13 protein-coding genes are annotated in these 18,851 nt (G+C 42.7%); 6 read left to right on the top strand and 7 right to left on the bottom strand.

Annotation, left to right across the window (positions count from 1 at the left end; genetic code table 11):
• Positions 1–19 precede the first annotated feature (19 nt).
• The 3 genes from ACED28_RS19210 to ACED28_RS19200 form a co-directional block, all read right to left on the bottom strand.
• Positions 20–685 carry an LPP20 family lipoprotein gene (locus ACED28_RS19210; RefSeq protein ID WP_371710497.1) on the bottom strand — a complete coding sequence of 222 codons (666 nt, stop codon included), beginning with the start codon at positions 683–685 and terminating at the stop codon, positions 20–22.
• On the bottom strand, positions 685–1,332 hold the full coding sequence (locus ACED28_RS19205; RefSeq protein WP_371710495.1) for a hypothetical protein: 648 nt from the start codon (positions 1,330–1,332) through the stop codon (positions 685–687). The genes ACED28_RS19210 and ACED28_RS19205 overlap by 1 nt, the downstream gene beginning before the upstream one ends.
• Positions 1,333–1,416: 84 nt before the next feature.
• A complete protein-coding gene (locus ACED28_RS19200; protein ID WP_371710494.1) occupies positions 1,417–3,225 on the bottom strand; it encodes a caspase domain-containing protein in 1,809 nt (602 codons plus the stop codon).
• A gap of 249 nt (positions 3,226–3,474) precedes the next feature.
• Between ACED28_RS19200 and ACED28_RS19195 the strand changes: the two genes are divergently transcribed.
• The 4 genes from ACED28_RS19195 (at position 3,475) to ACED28_RS19180 (ending at position 10,805) form a co-directional block, all read left to right on the top strand.
• Positions 3,475–3,609 (top strand): hypothetical protein, encoded by a 135-nt coding sequence (locus ACED28_RS19195; protein WP_261879044.1) that lies wholly within the window; start codon positions 3,475–3,477, stop codon positions 3,607–3,609.
• A gap of 8 nt (positions 3,610–3,617) precedes the next feature.
• Complete coding sequence (locus ACED28_RS19190) at positions 3,618–4,592, top strand: bifunctional oligoribonuclease/PAP phosphatase NrnA (RefSeq protein WP_017102537.1); 975 nt, start codon at positions 3,618–3,620, stop codon at positions 4,590–4,592.
• Between the two features lie 224 nt (positions 4,593–4,816).
• Positions 4,817–5,842 carry an HD-GYP domain-containing protein gene (locus ACED28_RS19185; protein WP_371710493.1) on the top strand — a complete coding sequence of 342 codons (1,026 nt, stop codon included), beginning with the start codon at positions 4,817–4,819 and terminating at the stop codon, positions 5,840–5,842.
• Entirely contained in the window at positions 5,835–10,805 is a 4,971-nt protein-coding gene (locus ACED28_RS19180) for an ATP-binding protein (RefSeq protein WP_371710492.1), read from the top strand. The genes ACED28_RS19185 and ACED28_RS19180 overlap by 8 nt, the downstream gene beginning before the upstream one ends.
• Before the next feature lie 94 nt (positions 10,806–10,899).
• On the opposite strand, the gene ACED28_RS19175 is transcribed toward ACED28_RS19180, so the two are convergent.
• Positions 10,900–11,790 carry a LysR family transcriptional regulator gene (locus tag ACED28_RS19175; RefSeq protein ID WP_371710491.1) on the bottom strand — a complete coding sequence of 297 codons (891 nt, stop codon included), beginning with the start codon at positions 11,788–11,790 and terminating at the stop codon, positions 10,900–10,902.
• Between the two features lie 308 nt (positions 11,791–12,098).
• Here ACED28_RS19175 and ACED28_RS19170 point away from each other — a divergent pair, with 308 nt between their 5' ends.
• A complete protein-coding gene (locus ACED28_RS19170; protein WP_371710489.1) occupies positions 12,099–13,274 on the top strand; it encodes an MFS transporter in 1,176 nt (391 codons plus the stop codon).
• Between the two features lie 211 nt (positions 13,275–13,485).
• Here the strand turns inward: ACED28_RS19170 and ACED28_RS19165 are convergent, their stop codons facing one another.
• The 3 genes from ACED28_RS19165 to ACED28_RS19155 form a co-directional block, all read right to left on the bottom strand.
• Positions 13,486–16,242 carry an immune inhibitor A domain-containing protein gene (locus ACED28_RS19165; protein ID WP_371710488.1) on the bottom strand — a complete coding sequence of 919 codons (2,757 nt, stop codon included), beginning with the start codon at positions 16,240–16,242 and terminating at the stop codon, positions 13,486–13,488.
• Between the two features lie 47 nt (positions 16,243–16,289).
• Positions 16,290–16,601 (bottom strand): hypothetical protein, encoded by a 312-nt coding sequence (locus ACED28_RS19160; RefSeq protein ID WP_371710498.1) that lies wholly within the window; start codon positions 16,599–16,601, stop codon positions 16,290–16,292.
• Positions 16,602–17,176: 575 nt separating this feature from the next.
• A complete protein-coding gene (locus ACED28_RS19155; RefSeq protein ID WP_371710487.1) occupies positions 17,177–18,139 on the bottom strand; it encodes a hypothetical protein in 963 nt (320 codons plus the stop codon).
• A gap of 151 nt (positions 18,140–18,290) precedes the next feature.
• Between ACED28_RS19155 and ACED28_RS19150 the strand changes: the two genes are divergently transcribed.
• Entirely contained in the window at positions 18,291–18,758 is a 468-nt protein-coding gene (locus ACED28_RS19150) for an Lrp/AsnC family transcriptional regulator (protein WP_135384215.1), read from the top strand.
• The last annotated feature ends 93 nt before the right edge of the window (positions 18,759–18,851 follow it).

Here is an 18,851-nt window from a genome sequence, read left to right as displayed (position 1 = left end):
TTGAAAAGCGAAATGTCGCTTAGCTAAGTGTCCAGTCTGACTGGAGCAGATCAAAGTAATGGTCGCCAGCATTGAGTCTTCGCTTGGATGAGTGAATCTTTATACTTTCATCTGAATAGTTGAAAAATAGGTGGTTATACTTTGCTTCCGGTAGTATTAACTGGCCACTACTGTTGGAAAGCATCCAGCCTCCAGCAAACCGCTCGATATCTATATCCGGCAGACATTGGTGTTGTTCCACCCAGTTTTTTAGCATGGTCGTTGTTGACCAGTATGGGTGTAATTTACTGTGACATTGTGATTTCTTTAACCAAGCAGAGAGCTTTTGTGCAAATGACTCGGGGTCATATTGAACTTGAACATAAAACTGGTTTTGCGATTTTTCACTGTTGATAATGGTGACGTTGTTTCGAAAAACCACATTGGATATGGACTCTTTATGAGAAGCCGCAGATTTTTTCAACTCGCCATTTTCGAAGGTTTTAGTACTGGTGGTCTTACTGACTATTCGGTTTTCAACACCTTTAGCCAGATCATGATAAGCCGCGTCTTTGGCTTGTTGATAAGTGTTGCCTTTGCCGAACCCATAGCTCAAAGTTGAGTCCAATGGCACTTCCCCGTACCAAGACGGGGAAGCGAAAGCACAAGCACTCGACAGGGAGATGATTAGCGCTAGTATTTTCATTAGTCTTCCGGTTGTGGCTCGGGAGCTGAACGCAATGCCCAAGAAAGGCTCGGCTCTGCATTAGCATCATATCTAACAACTGTGATCATGTTCCCAGCTTGTCCAGCAGTTGCAACAAACCTACCGTTTAAAAGTCCATAGTTTAGACTTGTAGGGTTTTTGATAATTACCTTATACGCATCCATTTGAGAAATTAGCCCATTATCTTTTGCCGGACCGCTCATAACTTGTAGGCTCGCGGAACCATTACCGAAGCATCGATTGCTACATGATAAACTCCATACAAGTCTCCCGTCGGGGGCGGTAGAAGGGCCGTCAACGTACCAACTTTTCCCATCTTCATCGAGGTAATGTCCAGCTCTCATTTGATTCGCACTTGCAAAAGCTACGGATTTTACAGAGCTCATGTTTTTGAACACAAGATTACCGTTTTTGTCGGCTGCAAATTGAGCGCTCATGTCAAAGAACTGGGTTTGTCCTGTATCTTTGTTGGTTACTGGAACTCGCAGCATGGTGACTTGATTACCAGCACCTTGGAAATGAGCTCCTTGGAAAGCGATATCTAGATTCGAGTTTTCTACATCTGCAGCGAAGGCTGTTGATGAGATTAGAAGAGCGGATGTTGCTAAAAGTGTTTTCTTAAACATGGATATAAGCCTTAATCAATGTTTCAAATAGGTTGTAAATTGAAATAGTTTTAAAAGTGGTACGATCTTAAAAGAGACACGCTCTTAAAGTGACATAGTCTGGTTACCGGTAATTGTTGGATGTTGACGTTTTAAATCCCCCATCTCAAAAGAGGCAGATTTCACTTTGTTATAAACATCTTGATAAAGCGTATTCACATCCTTGTTTCCCTCGATCATTGACTTCATGAGGTAGTAACTAAACAGGCGATGACCTTTTTCTTGGTACATATTGGAATACTCTTTATCGCGTCCCGCGGTGATCACGACCATACGCTCAGGATCGATACTGACTTTTTTCGGTGCCAGTCTGGAGGCGGCAACCCCTTTGATGACCGATACACCATCAGTCGCTCCACTGAAACAACTGTCTACCATAACGACTATCTTGCCTGCTTTACTGCTAGACAGTGTTTTGTAGAGGTTATCGAGTTTGAAGAACTCATCATCAGTTATGTAGTCAGGGATCTTATCTTGCGGGAGAATGTAAGGATCATTATCGGGAATCGCAGGGATACCGTGTCCACTGTAGTAGAAGTAAACCGTATCGCCTTCATCGACGTTGTCTAACATTAAACGTAACTTATCTTTAATCGCACCACTGGTTGCGTCACGGTCAATGAGTTCGTAGACGTGCCTTTCTGGAACACCCAGAACTTTTGTCGCGACGTCAGACATCACTTCACCACTGCTGCGCGCAAAGGCTACTTGATCTGAATTTGCGTAATCTTCGATAGATAGGTTGAAGAACCAGTTGGATGAGTTACTTTCCACAGGCACAAAGCCATTAAGTAGTTGCTTCAATTCATCAGAGGCGGTGTTGTCCGTTGCCGAGAGGCGTGAATCGACTTCAAACGCATCGATTAAGTTAGGGTTTTGCATCTCTAGCCCTGGATTCGAGACACTGCTTGGGCCACTGTTAAGAACCACACTCAGAGCTTCGGGCTGATAATTACTTTTAGCCACATCCCCTGAGAACATTACGTCATTGTAGTTGCCTTTTATATTTACGAGCTCTAGTTGGCTTTCGTCATAAGAGTAGGTGAGTGCTAGGTCCAGGTTATCGATATTGCTGAAGACATCACGCGCCTGTTCTTGAGGTACGTTCAGAATAATGTCTCGTTGGTAGTTTTGATTTGAGGCTTTAAATAACAGGTGCATTTGCTGGTTTTCAGCATCATAACTTTTTGTTGTGACGACCGGTGTACCCATTACATCCCTAAAGGCTTTAGCGACGAGTCGAGTCTTTTGCACGCCCAAGTTGCCCTTTCGAGAGTCTGCCCCTTCTTGTAGGACTCGAATTTTGGCATTTCGAGCTTCTACTTGTTGACGGTATTTAAGTTGTATAGCGGCTATTTGTTGTTGTCGTTCTATTCGCAATTTTTCGACGCGTTGATCAAATTGAGTTTTGGTTTCAAATTGATCTTTGACGATTTCTGGCGCTTTGGGCAGATCAGGCTCTCGAACTGGTGGTGGGATGTCTGAGCTGCTCAATGTGGTGTGTTGTACTTCGTATAAAGATGCGACAGCACCAACCAATGACATTGGGTCGTCAGATTGTATACATCCGATAGAACTCGTCATGTATTGTTGTTCGGTAGAGGACTCTTTTCCTGCAAATAGGTCAACATTATTGCTTGCTTTTTTTTGTCCGCCGCGAGTGATGACCTTGCCATTCAGCGAAATAGGAGCATCAACTTGCAGCTCTCCGCCAAGTTGCCAAATATCAGGATTAGATGAACATACAGTTCCCTGTTTAGAGTGTGAAAATTCAAATTGATTGTCAGCGTTAGCAAAACTAAGAGTTGGTGCTAGCGCAAATAGCATACCTGTGACAATTCTATTCCGTGTCATTAGATAAGTCTTCCGTATGGCCGTAGTGTCAGATGAGCTCAAGACCATATAATCTAGTTGAATATCACTCAATAGCACATCAATCGCAATGAGATATAAGTCAATGTTTGTTTTGTTAAATGTGAGCAAGTTTTAGTTAATTTGGGAGGAGTGTTTCTTAATTTGCTTCTATTTGAGAGTCTTAGGAGGGTGTTATTCTTACTTATAGAGCTCAATTGATTCGCTTTATTTATAGATGGTGTTGTTTTCATGTTAAAAATTATTGCTCTTCTCTTAATCGCTATCGGCGTTTTTATTGGAATTCAACATGGAGATGAGATGGTTAGTCAATTGGATAGTGGTACTGAAACTGTTCTCAATACAATAGAAAAGCTCAAAGGTTAAGGTGAAGTATGTCTATTTTCTCATTTGACGATTTTCTGGAACGCCTAAAGGACTGTGAACGAATCATCATTCAAGCTCATGACTTTCCTGATCATGATGCGGTAGGCTCCGCTTTTGCTCTCGCTTATTTACTTAGGAAGAAGGGCTTTAAACCCCTCATTACCTATCAAGGCTTTATTGACCGTGTTTCTTTACATAATTTGATTGGGTGGCTTGATATTCCCATCGTTAAGTCACACCGATTAGATCTAAAACCCAATGATAAAATCATTGTTGTAGATGGCTGTATTGGTGAAAAAAACGTTACCGATTTACCAGGTATAGAAGTTGGTGTGATCGATCATCATCAGGTTATAGCACCCAGTTTCGTTTGGTTTTCAGATATTCGACCTAACTATGGCGCAACAGCTTCCATTATGGTTGAGTACTTTAATCATTACGATCTGCCTATTCCAGAGCGCGTTGCAACGGCTTTACTTGTTGGACTAACGTTCGATACGGCAAATTTTACCCGAGCAATGAACAAAGCTGATATCAAAGCTCTCTTTCAACTCCAAAGCTGTGCCGATATGAATATGGTAAATCGTATTTGTCGCAATCAAATCGAATATCAAGAATTGAAGTTATTTGATTCCATGTTTGAAGCTATTAGGAAAGACGGCAATTGTGCATTTGGCAGCTTACCAGAAGGGTGCCCCAAAAATATGCTGGGAGTGCTTGGCGACTTTCTATTGACCGTTGATGAAATAGATATAGTAGTGTTAAGTGCTCGTAGCCATGAGAGAACATTCGTTTCATTGCGTTCTGAGTGCCCCCAAAATGATGTGGCGAAGGTGATAAAGAGAGCTTTGAATGATACAGGTGCTGGGTTTGGTGGAGGACACTCACATATGGCTGGTGGTGTCGTTAATCAAGTCTTTAATCACTTTAATGAACAAAGTTTCGTTTATGATCTAATTCGTCCTCAGTTGATTGTCGGTTGATTTTAAGCGAGTGTTTGTTGAAACTAATTGATGGTTTTTATCTGGTTCACATTCAAAGGGTGGATGCCGAATTTTTGACTGGTCATACTTCGACAAACGTTGGTTTGATGTCACTCGAAGATCTACTCTTCATTTTCAATAAACAATTGCTATTTTTTCTGATTAACCTCTAAAAATCGTTCTACACTATATTTATAACTGTTTGATTTTTATACGAGGTATCAATGAGTCGTAAACCCATAGTGTTAGTCGTAGATGACACCCCAAGCAATTTGGATGTGTTGACTGCAATACTTAAAGATACCTATCAAGTCAAAGTAGCAATTAACGGTACCATTGGCATCAAGATAGCCAAGATGGTGCTTCAGCCAGACCTCATTCTTCTCGATATCATGATGCCAGATATTGATGGTTATGAAGTTTGCCGACAGCTCAAAGAACAGCCCAACACCGCGCATATCCCCATTATCTTCGTTACTGCCAAAATTGGACCTGAAGCCGAAGTAAAAGGGCTCTCCTTGGGGGCTGTAGATTACCTAACCAAACCGATAACCCCTGCTATTGCACTCCAGCGTGTGAAAACGCATATCGCACTTTATGACCAACAACGCGCGTTGTTTAGTCAGGTAAAAGAGAAAACTCAAGAGATCAATCTCGGTAAGCTAGAAACACTGAACATACTGGGTAGAGCTGCTGAATTTAAAGACAATGAAACAGGCATGCACGTTAAGCGTATGAGTCACTACTGTGAAGTGCTAGCTAAAGCCTTGGGAATGACTGACGAAGATGCCGAGACGTTGCGTGATGCAGCACCAATGCATGATATTGGCAAGATTGGCATTCCCGATAGTGTGCTGCTAAAGCCTGGTAAGTTGGATGCCGGTGAGTGGAATACTATGCAGAAACACGTCGAGTACGGTGTTGAAATTCTTGGTAGGCAGAGTGATTCCAAACTGATGCGTATGGCGATTCAGGTGGCGCAATATCATCATGAGAAATGGGATGGCAGCGGTTACCCAAACCAGATCGCGGGTGAAGAAATTCCTTTGGTAGGAAGAATCGCTGCGGTGGCTGATGTGTTTGATGCCCTGACAGCAGAGCGTCCTTATAAGAAGGCTTGGAGTGTCGATGAGGCACTGAGCTTGTTTGAAGAACAGAAAGGCAAACATTTTGATCCAACTATCGTTGATCTGTTCTTTCTTAAGTTGCCCGAGATTCTTGCGATTAAAGAGAAGTTTAGCGATGAGTGATGGCTTGATGTTGTCACTAAATCGTTTTGTATTATCTCTTATCATTGGCTTATTTGTGTGGTCACTAGTCATTCGCAGTGCAAACGCCGGCGAAGTGAGCGATGCAACGTTAAATCAGTGGTTAGAAAACCAACCAACGATTACCTTTGTTACCCTTACCGACCATTACCCATACTCATTTATCGATGAAGAAGGAAAGGTCTCAGGGATCATCAAAGATTGGACATTAGATCTTGAACAGCGTTTTGGTGTTCATGTTCGGTTTGTCACAGTTAACTCGCGTGTCGAGGCTAAAGCCGCGTTAGTCGACGGGCGAGGTGACGTGTTCCCATTCCAACAGTTCGACCCAAGTGAAGGTGGACGTTTTCTTGCAAGTGATCCCTATATTCCTTATCAGGTGGCTGTGATAGTCCCTATCGACAACAAACTCGATGGAAACCTAGATCAAAATAATAAACGCCGCATAGCTATGGTTAATGAAAACATAGACTTGGAGCGTGCAGGAGTGAGGTTGAGCTCTATCGAAAGAGTCGATTTTGAGAATGTTATTGATGCGGTGCGTGCGTTAGGGTCTGGTGATGTCGAAGGCATGGTCGGTGAACCTATCACCACTATGGATCTTGCGAAAAAGATTGGCGTTCATGATCTAGCGGTCAACTATGTTTTGGAGCATTGGAAAAAGTTAGAAGCGTCGATGGTGATTCGAAATGACGAACCAGAGCTACTGACGCTAATCAACAAACAAATTGAAACTTTTGACGTTGCAAATAAGAACCAGATTTTATCAAAGTGGCTAGATACTTCTCCCTATCGAGTTCCACTAAAAGGCGTATTTGGCTTTGGTAATCCTCCGTATATGTATCCAGACAGCACCGCGGTCGGGCTAGAACACGACATTATTCAACGTGCTCTTAATGATATGGGGTATAAGCTGGGTGACGTTGTCACTCTCCCTCCTAGTGCCGCTAGAAAGGCCATCGACAACAATAATTCTATTGCCTTTGTTTCTGGCGTTCAGTTTGATGATCCTAATGCTCATTTCCTAAGTGATAAAGTTCTTAATGTTGAGTTTGTTCCTGTTTCACTGACTCGCCGCAAGCTCAAACTTGAATCTCAGAACGACCTATCACTAGGGGCGTTATTGTTCGACGAGACCTCACCAATTAAAAATTCTGTTGAAGTACTGAAGGGTAAGTTAGACATTGGTCGTGTCGAAGATTACGAAGGTCTTGAATCGGCATTCTCACAATTGAGGGCTCAAAATGTTGACCTGTTAATGGTTGAACGAAGGGTTCTGGAGTGGTTTATCACCAATACTCGTTTTATTGAAATGGCAGAGCTAACGTTACATGACGAGTATAAAGTTGAGTATCCGATCTATGTTGATTTTAAGAGTGAGGAAATCAGAGACAGCTTCAATGCCGCGATTAACAACCTTAAACAGGCCGATGACGGTTTAAGCCAAATTATCGAGATGCAGGTTCAGAATGATCTAAGCCAAGTGCTTAAAAAGGCGAATATCATAGCGCAAATATCCGCGTATTTTATCGTCAATGACCGCTTTGAAGAGTTAACCGAAGTTTTTGAAATTTTCGATACGGACAGTTCATTTCAGGTGATCACTGCACAGGCGGATAATAGTAATCGTCCAATCAAATCTTGGTACATCGGTAACCTAGTTGATGAATATGGAGAGAAGAAAAACACCTCTCACTTTTCATCAGTCACCAAGGTGGCAAATTATCGAACCAAAGGAGGGAGCACCAATTCTGGTTCGATGACTTTCTACTTTGATGTTCAGTCGTTAGAGCGGAACCATGTTTATTTTCCATCAGTCGAACAATTTAGTTCATTCGGAGATGCGGCGAAACGCTATATTGCGGATGTTTATCAAGCGAGTAATTTGACTGGAGAGATCTTAAATTTAAGCCAAAAAGAGAGGAAGTGGATCAAAGACAATCCGGATGTTCGGATAGGTATCGATCCAAATTCGTTGCCTTATGAGGCGGTATCCAATGCCGGTGAATACATCGGTATGATTGACGATTACCTAACGCTCATTGAGCACAAAACAGGGTTAAGTATCAACCATGTAGACGTTGCAAGTTGGTCTGAGACCCGAAGCTTGGTTGATCATCATGAAGTAGAACTGGTCTCCGCAGCACAAGAGAACCGTTCGTTAGGAGACAACGTCAAAGCAGTCAAGAGCCTGTTTTCAAGCCGTTTAGCTATTGCATCGAGACGAGACATAAGTAGCTTGGTGCTTGAGGAAGCTGAAGGATGGAAAATCGGTATCTTGAAGAACGCAGCAAATACCGATGCGATTGTCGGGAAATACCCGAATATTGAATGGGTGAAAGTAGAATCCACTGAAGATGGGCTTAACCGACTGGATGATGAAACCCTAGATGGCATGATCGATACTGTCGAAGTCCTAAACTACCTCATTGATTCATTTGGTCATCGTGAGGTCGGAATTATCGGACGACTTGATTTTTTCCTTTCACCCACCTTACACGTCATTAAGTCTGAACCTTTGCTTTATTCCATTGTGAATAAGGCGATTGAGAGCATTTCTGCTGAAGAACGTCAAAAGATATCGGCGAAGTGGGCAGCGCCAAAAGCGATAGAAAGAGTTGACTATGAATTGGTTTATACCATTTCAGGTTTTGCTTTGGTGATCGTTTTACTTATCGTTTTCTGGAATCGAAAACTCTCGAAACAAATAAGCATTGCCAATGATGCAACAGAGGCGCTTAAGAAGGCTCAGGAGCAGCTCTATAATATGCTTAACAGCTCTCCTATCGCCGCGAGTGTTGTGTTTGAAGAGAAAGTTCGTTATGCCAACGATACTGCGAAACGGCTGTTTGGGGTTGAAGGTCTTGATCTTGATTCTATCGATGTAGCTTCTATTCATGACTCTTTATCCGTTCGGGATGATGTACATAAGGAGCTAATGCTCAATGGCAAGGTAGTAAACCGGGAGTTGGTGCTTAGAAAATCTGATGGAACCCGTTTCGTTGCGCTCGTCAGCTATTATTTGTTTGAGCTAGATGGCGAGATAGCCACGCTATTTTGGGCATTCGATATTTCAGAAATGAAGCGCCTTAATGAGCAATTAGAAGAAGAGAAACAGAGGGCCGATTTGGCGAGCCAAGCTAAATCGGAATTCTTAGCCAATATGAGCCATGAAATTAGAACGCCAATGAACGCTATTATTGGTTTGTCTTATCTGGCGATTGGCGAAATATCTAATCCTGTTGCTCGAAACTATATTGAGAAAGTGCACCGTTCGGGGCATTCACTGTTAAGCATCATTAATGACATCCTCGACTTCTCTAAGATAGAGGCGGGACAGCTTGTCATTGATAGCATCCCATTTGATCCCGTGACGACATTCCAAGATGTCATTGAGTTGATGGAACTCAAAGCGAATGAGAAGCAACTTAACTTGTCTATGTCGATAGATCTAGAGTTAAACACTCCTCTGCGCGGCGATCCATTAAGGCTGTTCCAAGTAATACTTAACCTTGTTGGTAATGCGATTAAGTTTACGGAAACTGGTAGTGTCTCGTTAACTGTAGCCCTTGTTGAATCAGATGATAACAGTCTGACTATGAAGGTGATGGTGGCCGATACTGGCATAGGAATTTCTGATGAGAATCTACACAAGCTCTTTGAAGCATTTAGCCAAGCCGATAGTACAACCACGCGCCGATTCGGTGGCACAGGGTTAGGACTCAATATTAGTCAGAAATTGGTTCGTGCAATGGGTGGCCAAATTAGTGTTGGGAGTGTTTTCGGGCAAGGCAGCGAGTTTTCGTTTGTTCTAACATTGTCAAGATCAAGCGTTGAAAAATTGGCAGAGTTTAAAGCCCAAGAGCTGCAACTGGATTACCAGATAGAGTTCAAAGGTCAAAGGGTGTTGCTAGTTGAAGATAATGAGTTAAATCAAGATTTAGCTTTGGCATTCTTCACCCGCTCTAATCTGAATGCCGACTTGGCAGAGAATGGAAAAGAGGCACTGGAGTTAGCTCAAAGCAATGAATATGAGATGATCTTTATGGACCTGCAAATGCCGATTATGGATGGTTTCGAAGCTACACGTTTGATTCGTGAGTTTGATAAAGATGTACCAATTATTGCGATGTCGGCCAATGTGTTTGCTGATGCGAAACAGCGAGCGCGAGAGGCTGGAGTCACGGACTTCTTGGATAAGCCCATTATCATCGATAAAGCCACCGCTTTAATTACGAAATACATCGTGCCAGAGGTTTTGGTTGAGGGTAAAGCGTCATCAGAGTCGCCTTTAGTTAGGATGCAAAATAGCAGCTCTAACAGTCCGACATTAAGCTCTGATACTCTGATGGTTCTCCCTGTTTTCTCATTGCCAAGGTTCGGTCAGCTGACTCATCATGATGTGAAGCTGCAAGACAAGATGCTTGGTAGATTCTGCCAAGGGGCGCCTGACATTATGTCGGATACCTTCGACAACCTAGTGCAAGATGAATGGGTGACGTTAGAGCGGAACCTACATACGTTAAAAAGCATGGCGGCTTCTATTGGCGGGTTGCAATTGGCTGAACAACTCGGTGGTCTTGAAAGCAAAGCGCATAACAAGGCGTGTGATGAGCAGGATCTTAAACAAGCTGAGCTTGGGTTGATCGAATTGATCAAAACGGTAGAGAGCAGCTTTGATGGCTCTGGTGCTCAAGGTGTTGAAACGGCATGTACTCAAGAAACTGAGGTGAGAAGCGCTGATGCATCGAATTCGCCTAATATCACTCAAGAGCAGCGTGCTAAGTTGTATTCGCTGTTGGATGCTTATGATAACGATGCGACCCAATACGTGACTGAATTACTGGCACAGTATCCACATTCAGCAGTTCTTAAAGATGTCCAAAGTGCGTTAGATAATTACGACTTTGAACGAGCCCAAGAGGTTCTGAGCGCTTCTGAGTAGCTGTCTTTTGAACATCACTCCAACATTAAAGCCTTTAGCTCTTGCTGCGAAATAACGAACTAGCTAAAGGCTTTACTTCTTTCTGTGTCTCGGATTAATTACTGACGTGTTGTTTGATTAGATCGATAAGGGTGTTGTATCTGTGCGGCAGTTTTCGATTTCTTTTCTGAACCAAATATAGTGTTTCTTCAACCTTCACTTTAGGTGGCACAACGTGCAACTTCTCTTTGTCTGGAAAGTTTTCGACAGCCCCTGCGGGTAACACGGTGAACCCAAGCCCTTTTGAGACGGGTAATAGAATTTGGTGGAGTTGATTAATGTAGCCAGACTTCGGGATCTCATTGATGTTGATGTTCGCTAAATCTTTATCTCCGCATAGGTCAAAATACAAAGACAGGTAATGAGCAGAGTCTGGATGGGCTATGAGGCCGATATTGTGCAGAGCTTCAGGGGTAATCTCTAAGTCAGCAAGACTATGATGGACGATTAAGTACAGCGCCTCATTACCAATAACTTGGCTCTGATAATAGCTGTCATTGGGTGAATGTCTTACGATTCCAATATCGGTGGTGCCTTGGATTAGGTCGTTCAATATCTTTTTGTTCGGTGCCGCTTCTAGGTTGATGCTCAGGTCTTGATGTTGCTGCTGCAGTTCAAGAAGCTTGGGATACAGACGCAAAGAGAGTGAACCCGAACAGGATAGATGACATTGCCCAGAATAAGGATTGTCGAAACTCAGAGATTCGAATAAATCTTCTTGGTCTTTTTCCAGTTTAAGAGCGTAGCGATACATAATCCGACCTTGTTCGGTCAGTTCGAAACTCTTATTTTCTCTCGATAACAAGTCACAGTTACAAGCTTGCTCAAGCTTTTTGATGTGTTGGCTAACGCCAGGCTGTGTCATATACAGCTTTTCTGCAGTTTGGGTGAAATGACCAACTTCAACCAGAGTCTTAAATGTATTGAGCCAAAGTGGATTAATCATACTCACCTTTAAATGCTAACGCCTATGGATAAAAAGGCTTATAAGTAACAGAGCCTGTGAATAACAAAGCCTATAAACAACAAAGCTTCTGAATAACACAAAATTATTATTATCTTAAGTAATGATAATTTCAACTCTAGAGCGTAAAGCAACGAAGATTAAAGCACCTTTGGCGGAATACACTTCGAAGTCGAGACTCGTGGCTCTTTAATTGAGTGCTTTGGTGAGTTCATTAAAAGTAACAAAGAGTTGCGACTTTGTTGATTTTTTGTTCTATTGACCAGCTGTGCCCATATTTAGGAACGAAGATGAATAGAAATGTTTGGCTGCTCTCACTGTGTCAGGCCTTGTTGATGACGGGCAACATATTACTGATCTCAGTGATTGGCTTGATAGGCAAACAGATTGCACCCAGTGTCAGCATGATTACTTTGCCGGTTGCGTTGCAGTTTTTAGGCTTAATGGCAGCCACTATTCCTGCATCTTTAATTTCAGGAAAATTAGGACGAAAACGAGGGTTTAGTATCGGCAATGTAGTTGGCATTACCGGAGCAAGCCTTGCGACTTACGCGTTATCTCAGCAACATTTCTATCTGTTTTGTTTCGCCACGTTTTTGCTTGGGATAGGTATTGGTTTTGGTACGCTTTATCGTTTTGCTGCAATCGAGGTGTGTGATGAAAATGCCCGTCATCGAGCGATATCTATCTCTATGGCTGGTGGCGTTTTAGCAGCGGTATTAGGGCCAAACTTGGCGATTATGTCGCAACAGTGGTCAGCAGATGGTTTGTATATTGGTGCTTTTGCTTCGCTGATCGGCCTAAACATCTTAGCTTTAGCCTTGTTACAAACCATTCAGTTTCCTATGGTCTCTTTTAATAGTCAGGCTCCCAAAGCCGATCCTTTAAGTGTGATCGTTAAAGCGCCGAACTTTGTTGGCGCTGTGTTTGCGGCCATGGTTGCTTACGCCGTGATGAACATTTTGATGACGGCAACACCATTGGCGATGATTGGTTGCGGATTCGATTTTACTAAAGCTGCTGGTGTGATTGAGTGGCACGTATTGGGTATGTTTGTGCCTGCATTCTTTACGGGTTCCCTCATCGAGAAGTTTGGTTCAAGAATGATGATCCTTGCAGGTGGCGTGTTATTTGTGGTGAGTATTGCCATCAATATCCATGGCGTGTCAATTTGGCACTTTAGAGCGGCTTTGGTTGTGCTTGGTGTGGGTTGGAACTTTATGTTCATCGCTGCAACAGGCCTATTCAGCCAGTCGTATCAAGCTCAAAATAAAGCCAAGGCACAAGCGTTCAATGAATTTGTTGTGTTTGGTTGTGTAACTGTCACGGCGCTACTGTCTGGTTGGTTGGAGTCAACAGTAGGTTGGCAAAACCTTAACGTTTACGTTTTACCATTCGTTTTGGCCGTAATTTTGTTGTTTGCATTCAGTGCGCGTAAATCACGCATTCAAAAGCAGCCCGTGTAATGGTTCCGAATGGTGGTTCAGCAAGTTTTTTACTGTGACTAAACCCCTAGTATCTTAAATTGCGACCAATAAAAAGCCCTACCGAATCGGTAGGGCTTTCGCTTATGGCTTAAATAATGACGTTTTCTTAAAACTGCTGTCGTGGTTTATATCCTGTGACAACAGTACTTAAGCTTATTTTGTAAATCCTCATGATAGAGCCTGCTATGATTTACAGGTCGACTAAAATTGTCTTAGTCGTAATCCCGCCTTGGTCATCGATTATCTTCAGTGTCACCTTGTGCTTACCGTATGAAGGGAAGATTGAAGTGAATGTACGACCTCGTTTCACCTTACCGTTTGGAAGTGTCCACTCGGTATCAACAATACGACCATCACTGTCTGAACTTGTTGACCACATGGTTACCCAGCGACCCAAGTGAATGTACTTCGCGCTTGCTTCTGGAAGAGCGTTTGGAGATTCAACACTCACTACGGAGCTGAACGAATCGGTATTGCCTTTGTTGTCGACAACAGTCAAGTTCACCGTGTATTCACCTGCTTGCTCGTAAGACCAAGTTGGTGCCACTTCGTTACTTGTTGTTCCGTTGCCCAAGTCCCATAGATAACTGGTGATCTCACCGTCTTGGTCTGAGCTGAAGTTACGTGCTGAAACGTTCAGGCCAGTCACATTAAGCTCGAAGTTCGCAGTAGGAGCGACGTTGTGTTGGCTTACTTTAGATAAGCGAACCACACCGTATTCGTTGTTGTCACTCTGATTCACAATATCGACCGCTAAACCAAACTTCGTCAGGATACGTCCTGAGTCTGGTGCTTGAGGCGATGTGTAATCTTGGTCATCCGAGAAGCTAGCATTGCCAACTAAACTGGTATCTTCGAGCACATCATTGTCGCTGTTTACAAGACGCATTGGAGTATGATCTTTGAGTGAAAACGCCGCATCACGAACTTGGTAACGAGTTTGAGCGACTTCACCGGATTTTTCCCAAGTCATTGCATTCTGGTCGGCATCGACCACACCTAACCAACCTTCACCTGGGTGTTTGCCTACCCAGTTATCAGTCAGAGATTCGTCTGCGTACCAAATAATCAAACCCGGATCGAATGAGATCAGTTGGCCCATGCGTTTGATGTTGGCTAGACCCTCATCAACGTCCATGTGGCTGCGCCATTGCAACAGGTAGTAGTGTTGCGCTTGGTGGAACCCATTACTCAGCTTGTAACCATTTAGGGCGAAGGTGGAGTTGCTCTCACCATCGTCTATTAAGGTTACTTCACCATCAACGACCACACTGAGGTTATCCAAATAGAAACCTTCCATCGCCAAGCCACCATCGGTGATGTATTCAAACGAAAGCTCTACTTCTTGGCCTGCCCATTGTGAAACGTCGAACTCAGCATCAATCCAACCGCCAGATTCGCCGCCAATAGCAGGAACGAGGCCAGTATTGTACGGGTCATCCAATGAGGTGATGTTGCCGGCAATGGCTTGTCCATTCACGAGTACGCGTGCAAAGTCGTAGTCTTTCTCAATTTCATACCAAGTTTTGAACGAAAGCAGTGCAGAATCGCCGGCTGGAATCACCAACTTGCGTGTCATGCTGTTTTTCAGGTCATCGCCTTTTTGAGAGTGGAACGAATACTCACCAGCAAACGGTTTTAAACCTTCGATCTGTTTTTCTGGAAGATCCACTTTAATCATGTTCGGACGGCTGTTATCCGTTGTTTGGAACAGCGTGTAAACTTGTGGGTTGTCTTCTAGATCATTAATTGAGATTTGATCATCGTTAACCCAGCGACCACCAATCGACTTCTGTAGGAAGTGTTTTGCCCAAGAGCTGAATGCCGTTGGCTGTGTGCCACCAATTTGACCAGCCCAACTGCCCGAAGACATGATTGACCAGTAAGAGACAGGTTCACCCTTGCCTGTATATTGCGTGTCGTACTCGTCTGGCAAGCCTAAATCATGGCCATACTCGTGAGCACATACACCAGCTGCGGCATCAATCGGTTGAATCGTGTAATCAAATGCTGCGTATTGGCCACCAAAGCGGTCTGGAAGCGAGCTAGAGGTGCCTTTAAGTACATGGGTGCGACCAAGGTTGAATCGGTGAGACCAAATCGCATCAGGGCCTAATACGCCACCACCGGCTTCTTCACCAACAGATGCGTGGAACACCATTAGATGATCAATCACACCATCGGGTTCACGGAAGTTTCCGTCACCGTCGTAATCGTAACGATCTTCAATATCGTAATCGGCTAGATTGATACTCGGATCTTGAGCCAATTGATTCAGTGCTTCGCGAACCAGTTCTTGCGCGTTGAGATCGTTGTCGGTAGTAGGGGAGTTACCCCCATAGAATGACGCAGGTTTAGAGGCGCGATACCAACCTGCAGCTTGGCCCGCAACGCTGTAACTATCACCAGATTCGCTTTGGTAATACTGACGCATCGAGATTAGGTTTTCGCCGTTTGGCCCAGTGTAGCCAGAGTTTGAAAACAACAACTCTTGATAATGTTCTGGGTTGTAGCTCTCGTAGAGCATTTGTGTGTGCTCTTCGGTCAGTTTGTTGTTATCCCAGTTCAAATCAGGGAAATCGACTAACAGAGCGAGTACTTTATCGGTACGCTTGGTGCCGACTTCTAACGCAAAGACGCTCGCCTTTTTAACACCAGATCCTTTTTCTATGGCTTTAAGTATTTTCGCTCGTTGCTCAAGTGCTTTTTTACCGAATTGAGCGTCACCTTTAAAACCGGAATTGATTTTATTCTTCAAGTAGCGGTCAAGTGCGTCGTGCTTTGCCACATCGGTTGCATCTTGGTCGACTAAGCCCTGTCTAACTAGCATTTCAATGAGTTTGTCTTCATTAACAACGCCTAAATCAATAGGTGTTTTTGCATAACTACTGACGCTAAATAGAGTAAGCATTGCTGAAGCCAACAATGTTTTTCTCATCATTTTCATTATATTTTCCTTTTATATTTCCATGTCGATATCAGTATCAACTTGCCTTATTCGGATCTGTTGTCCGAGTTTGGCCTAATACACTCTTGTGGTGTCTTATTTAACTGACGTGTGTTTGTTGTGTTTTTTTTACTTTCTACCTCCTTTGTATTGGTTGTCTCTTTTCTACTTTTTGAATCAAACGGAGTGCTCTTCGCTTTTTTAGCGTTGAGATAGATACGTAAAGCTTCTTGATTTTCCTCATAGGTTAAGCCAGAACAGATAATACCTCGTTTAATCAATGACTTAAGCAATAGTTCATCGTTCTCAATAGTGGAAGCCTGTGACAGTGATGACAAAGTTAGAACCATTAAAGTCATTGCTTTTATGGGTGTTTTTGTAAGAATCTTAGTTGTGCGAGCCTCGGTTGTAAGAGGCGCTGTTATAAGGAGCATATTAAAAAGAGCCATCAGTTTTGATTATGTAACAAAATATATTTATAAAATTTACCAATCAAATAGATAATTATTACAAGCAATTATTCGTTCCGATTTCAACATTTAAAGTTAATATCAAATAATGGTCGTTATTTATTTTATTATCAGCTATTTAATGATTTTTTTTGAATGAATAGTTGATAGTTTGGATTTTAATAATATTGGTTGGGAAGTGATTATTATCTTGAGAGTACTTTATACAAGGTATGGAGTTATAAGTAATAATATGCGTTTTATATTCTCTGTGTTTAAACATTGCATTTAATAATTGAGTTATTAGTAAATACCTGTGCTGAAATTATTTTCACACGAAATATCAATAATTAGGGTGTTGAGAATGATTTTCAGTGTTTCAGGGCGTGAAATTTAACAATAGCGGAGGTGATAGGAGTACCAAGTCGTAAAAAAGAACCCGTATTTGAGTTCTTTTCCTTTTATTCTTGTTGGCGATTTACTTATTACTGAGAGACATCGCGATAAAAATACCGTTCGCAAGTGCTTGGATTCATGCGCTTAATGACGTTTGATATCACAGCGACAACCAACACCGAGAATACAAGCCTTCCCCAAAATATCGTGTAGAAATCAGCCCCGATGAGTAGGATCAACAACGTATCTTCAATTAAACTGTGGAGCAAGTTGAGCAACATGATTGCGGTGAATACGTCTCTTGCTGAGATACGCCCTTTCTTGGCTTCATTGATTAATAAGCCGCCACCAAACGAAAGGCCGAGCGTGATTCCTATTATTGTTAGGTTTGTTGCGTCTTTGCTGATTCCTAGCAGCCTCAAGAACGGTCTTAACAATATTGCCATGAGCTTTTCAATGCCGAGAATCTTTAAAACTTTGAGTAACAGTAATAGTACTGAGATTACCATGAAGATAACCGCAAAGTTCTTGAACTGTTCAAGCGCCCAACCAAGATAACTCGTGTCTCCAGATACTTCCGGTTGCCAAAGCACGGTTGCTGGGTAGTTGAGCCAGTCTCCGTATTGATAACTGAGGTTGAGTAGCCATGCCAGCACTAAGCCTCCACCCACTCTCACCGATAGGGTAGCCAGCCAGTTAACACCTGCTTTTTTGGCAATTGCGCCTTCAATTGGCAATGAGTGAGCAAGGAGCATCATGCTGCCTAAAATTGAAGTTTGAGCAACCGTTAAGGGAACATCGGAATTAATAAGAATAATCAGCCCCGCATAGATGTTAGTGAGTATGGTTGTTGCCCATACCAAGCCCATTTCTTTGGGTAATCCGACGCTTTCCATTATTGGGCTTAGCCATTCGCTAAGAATCACGACGCCGCCAAGCTCTTCGACGACTTTTATCAATATGATGATTGGAATCATGATACGGAAAAGCGTCGAAGTGACATCGAAGATTTCTTTGAGGAGCTCTTTGAAAAATTGATAGGTTGATTTCATTGTTACGACCATAACTCGTTGTGTTGTATAAAAAGATCTTACCGCGATTGTTGTGATTATTATTTCAAAAATAACCTATAAAGTTGCCTGTGATTTTTAAATTGTCGTAAAGTAAGAAATTATCAGTCAAAAAATCATGGTTTAAGAAATTATGGAAATAGACCGTATAGATAGAAGCATATTGGTTGAGCTTCAGAAGAATAACCGGATCCCTAATCAATCGTTAGCCGAGATCGTAGGGCTATCACCTCCTGCTTGCTTAAAGCGAGTGAAACGATTGAGGCAAGAGGGCGTGATAGTCGGTGATGTATCGATCATTAACCCTGAGCTTACTGGCAGCAAGATGACCCTAGTTGTGTCCGTTGAAATGGAGCGCGACCGAGGGGATATCTATCAAATTTTTCGCCATTCTATTTCTAAGGCGTCAGAGGTCACTCAGTGCTATCAGATATCAGGCAGCTTTGACTTTATGTTGATTGTTACGGTCACAGACATTCAAGCTTACGAAGACTTTGTTGAGCGAGTATTACGTAAAGATCTGAATATTCGCAAGTTCCATACCTCCGTCTCTATGAGAACAGTGAAATTTACCACTGCAGTTAACTTAGATGAGTCATGACCTTTAGCCAGATAGAGGTGTGAATAATTAGATCAAAGGCATAATAGTTAGGGAAGAGGCTTAGCGTTTAGAGTTTTGTGAGGTGCATTGGTT

This window comes from Vibrio sp. 1F253, from assembly GCF_041439295.1.
In the GTDB taxonomy this organism is placed as follows: domain Bacteria; phylum Pseudomonadota; class Gammaproteobacteria; order Enterobacterales; family Vibrionaceae; genus Vibrio; species Vibrio tasmaniensis_A.
The sequence above is the reverse complement of the archived record's forward strand: the minus strand, read 5'-3'. Positions and strand labels throughout refer to the sequence as shown.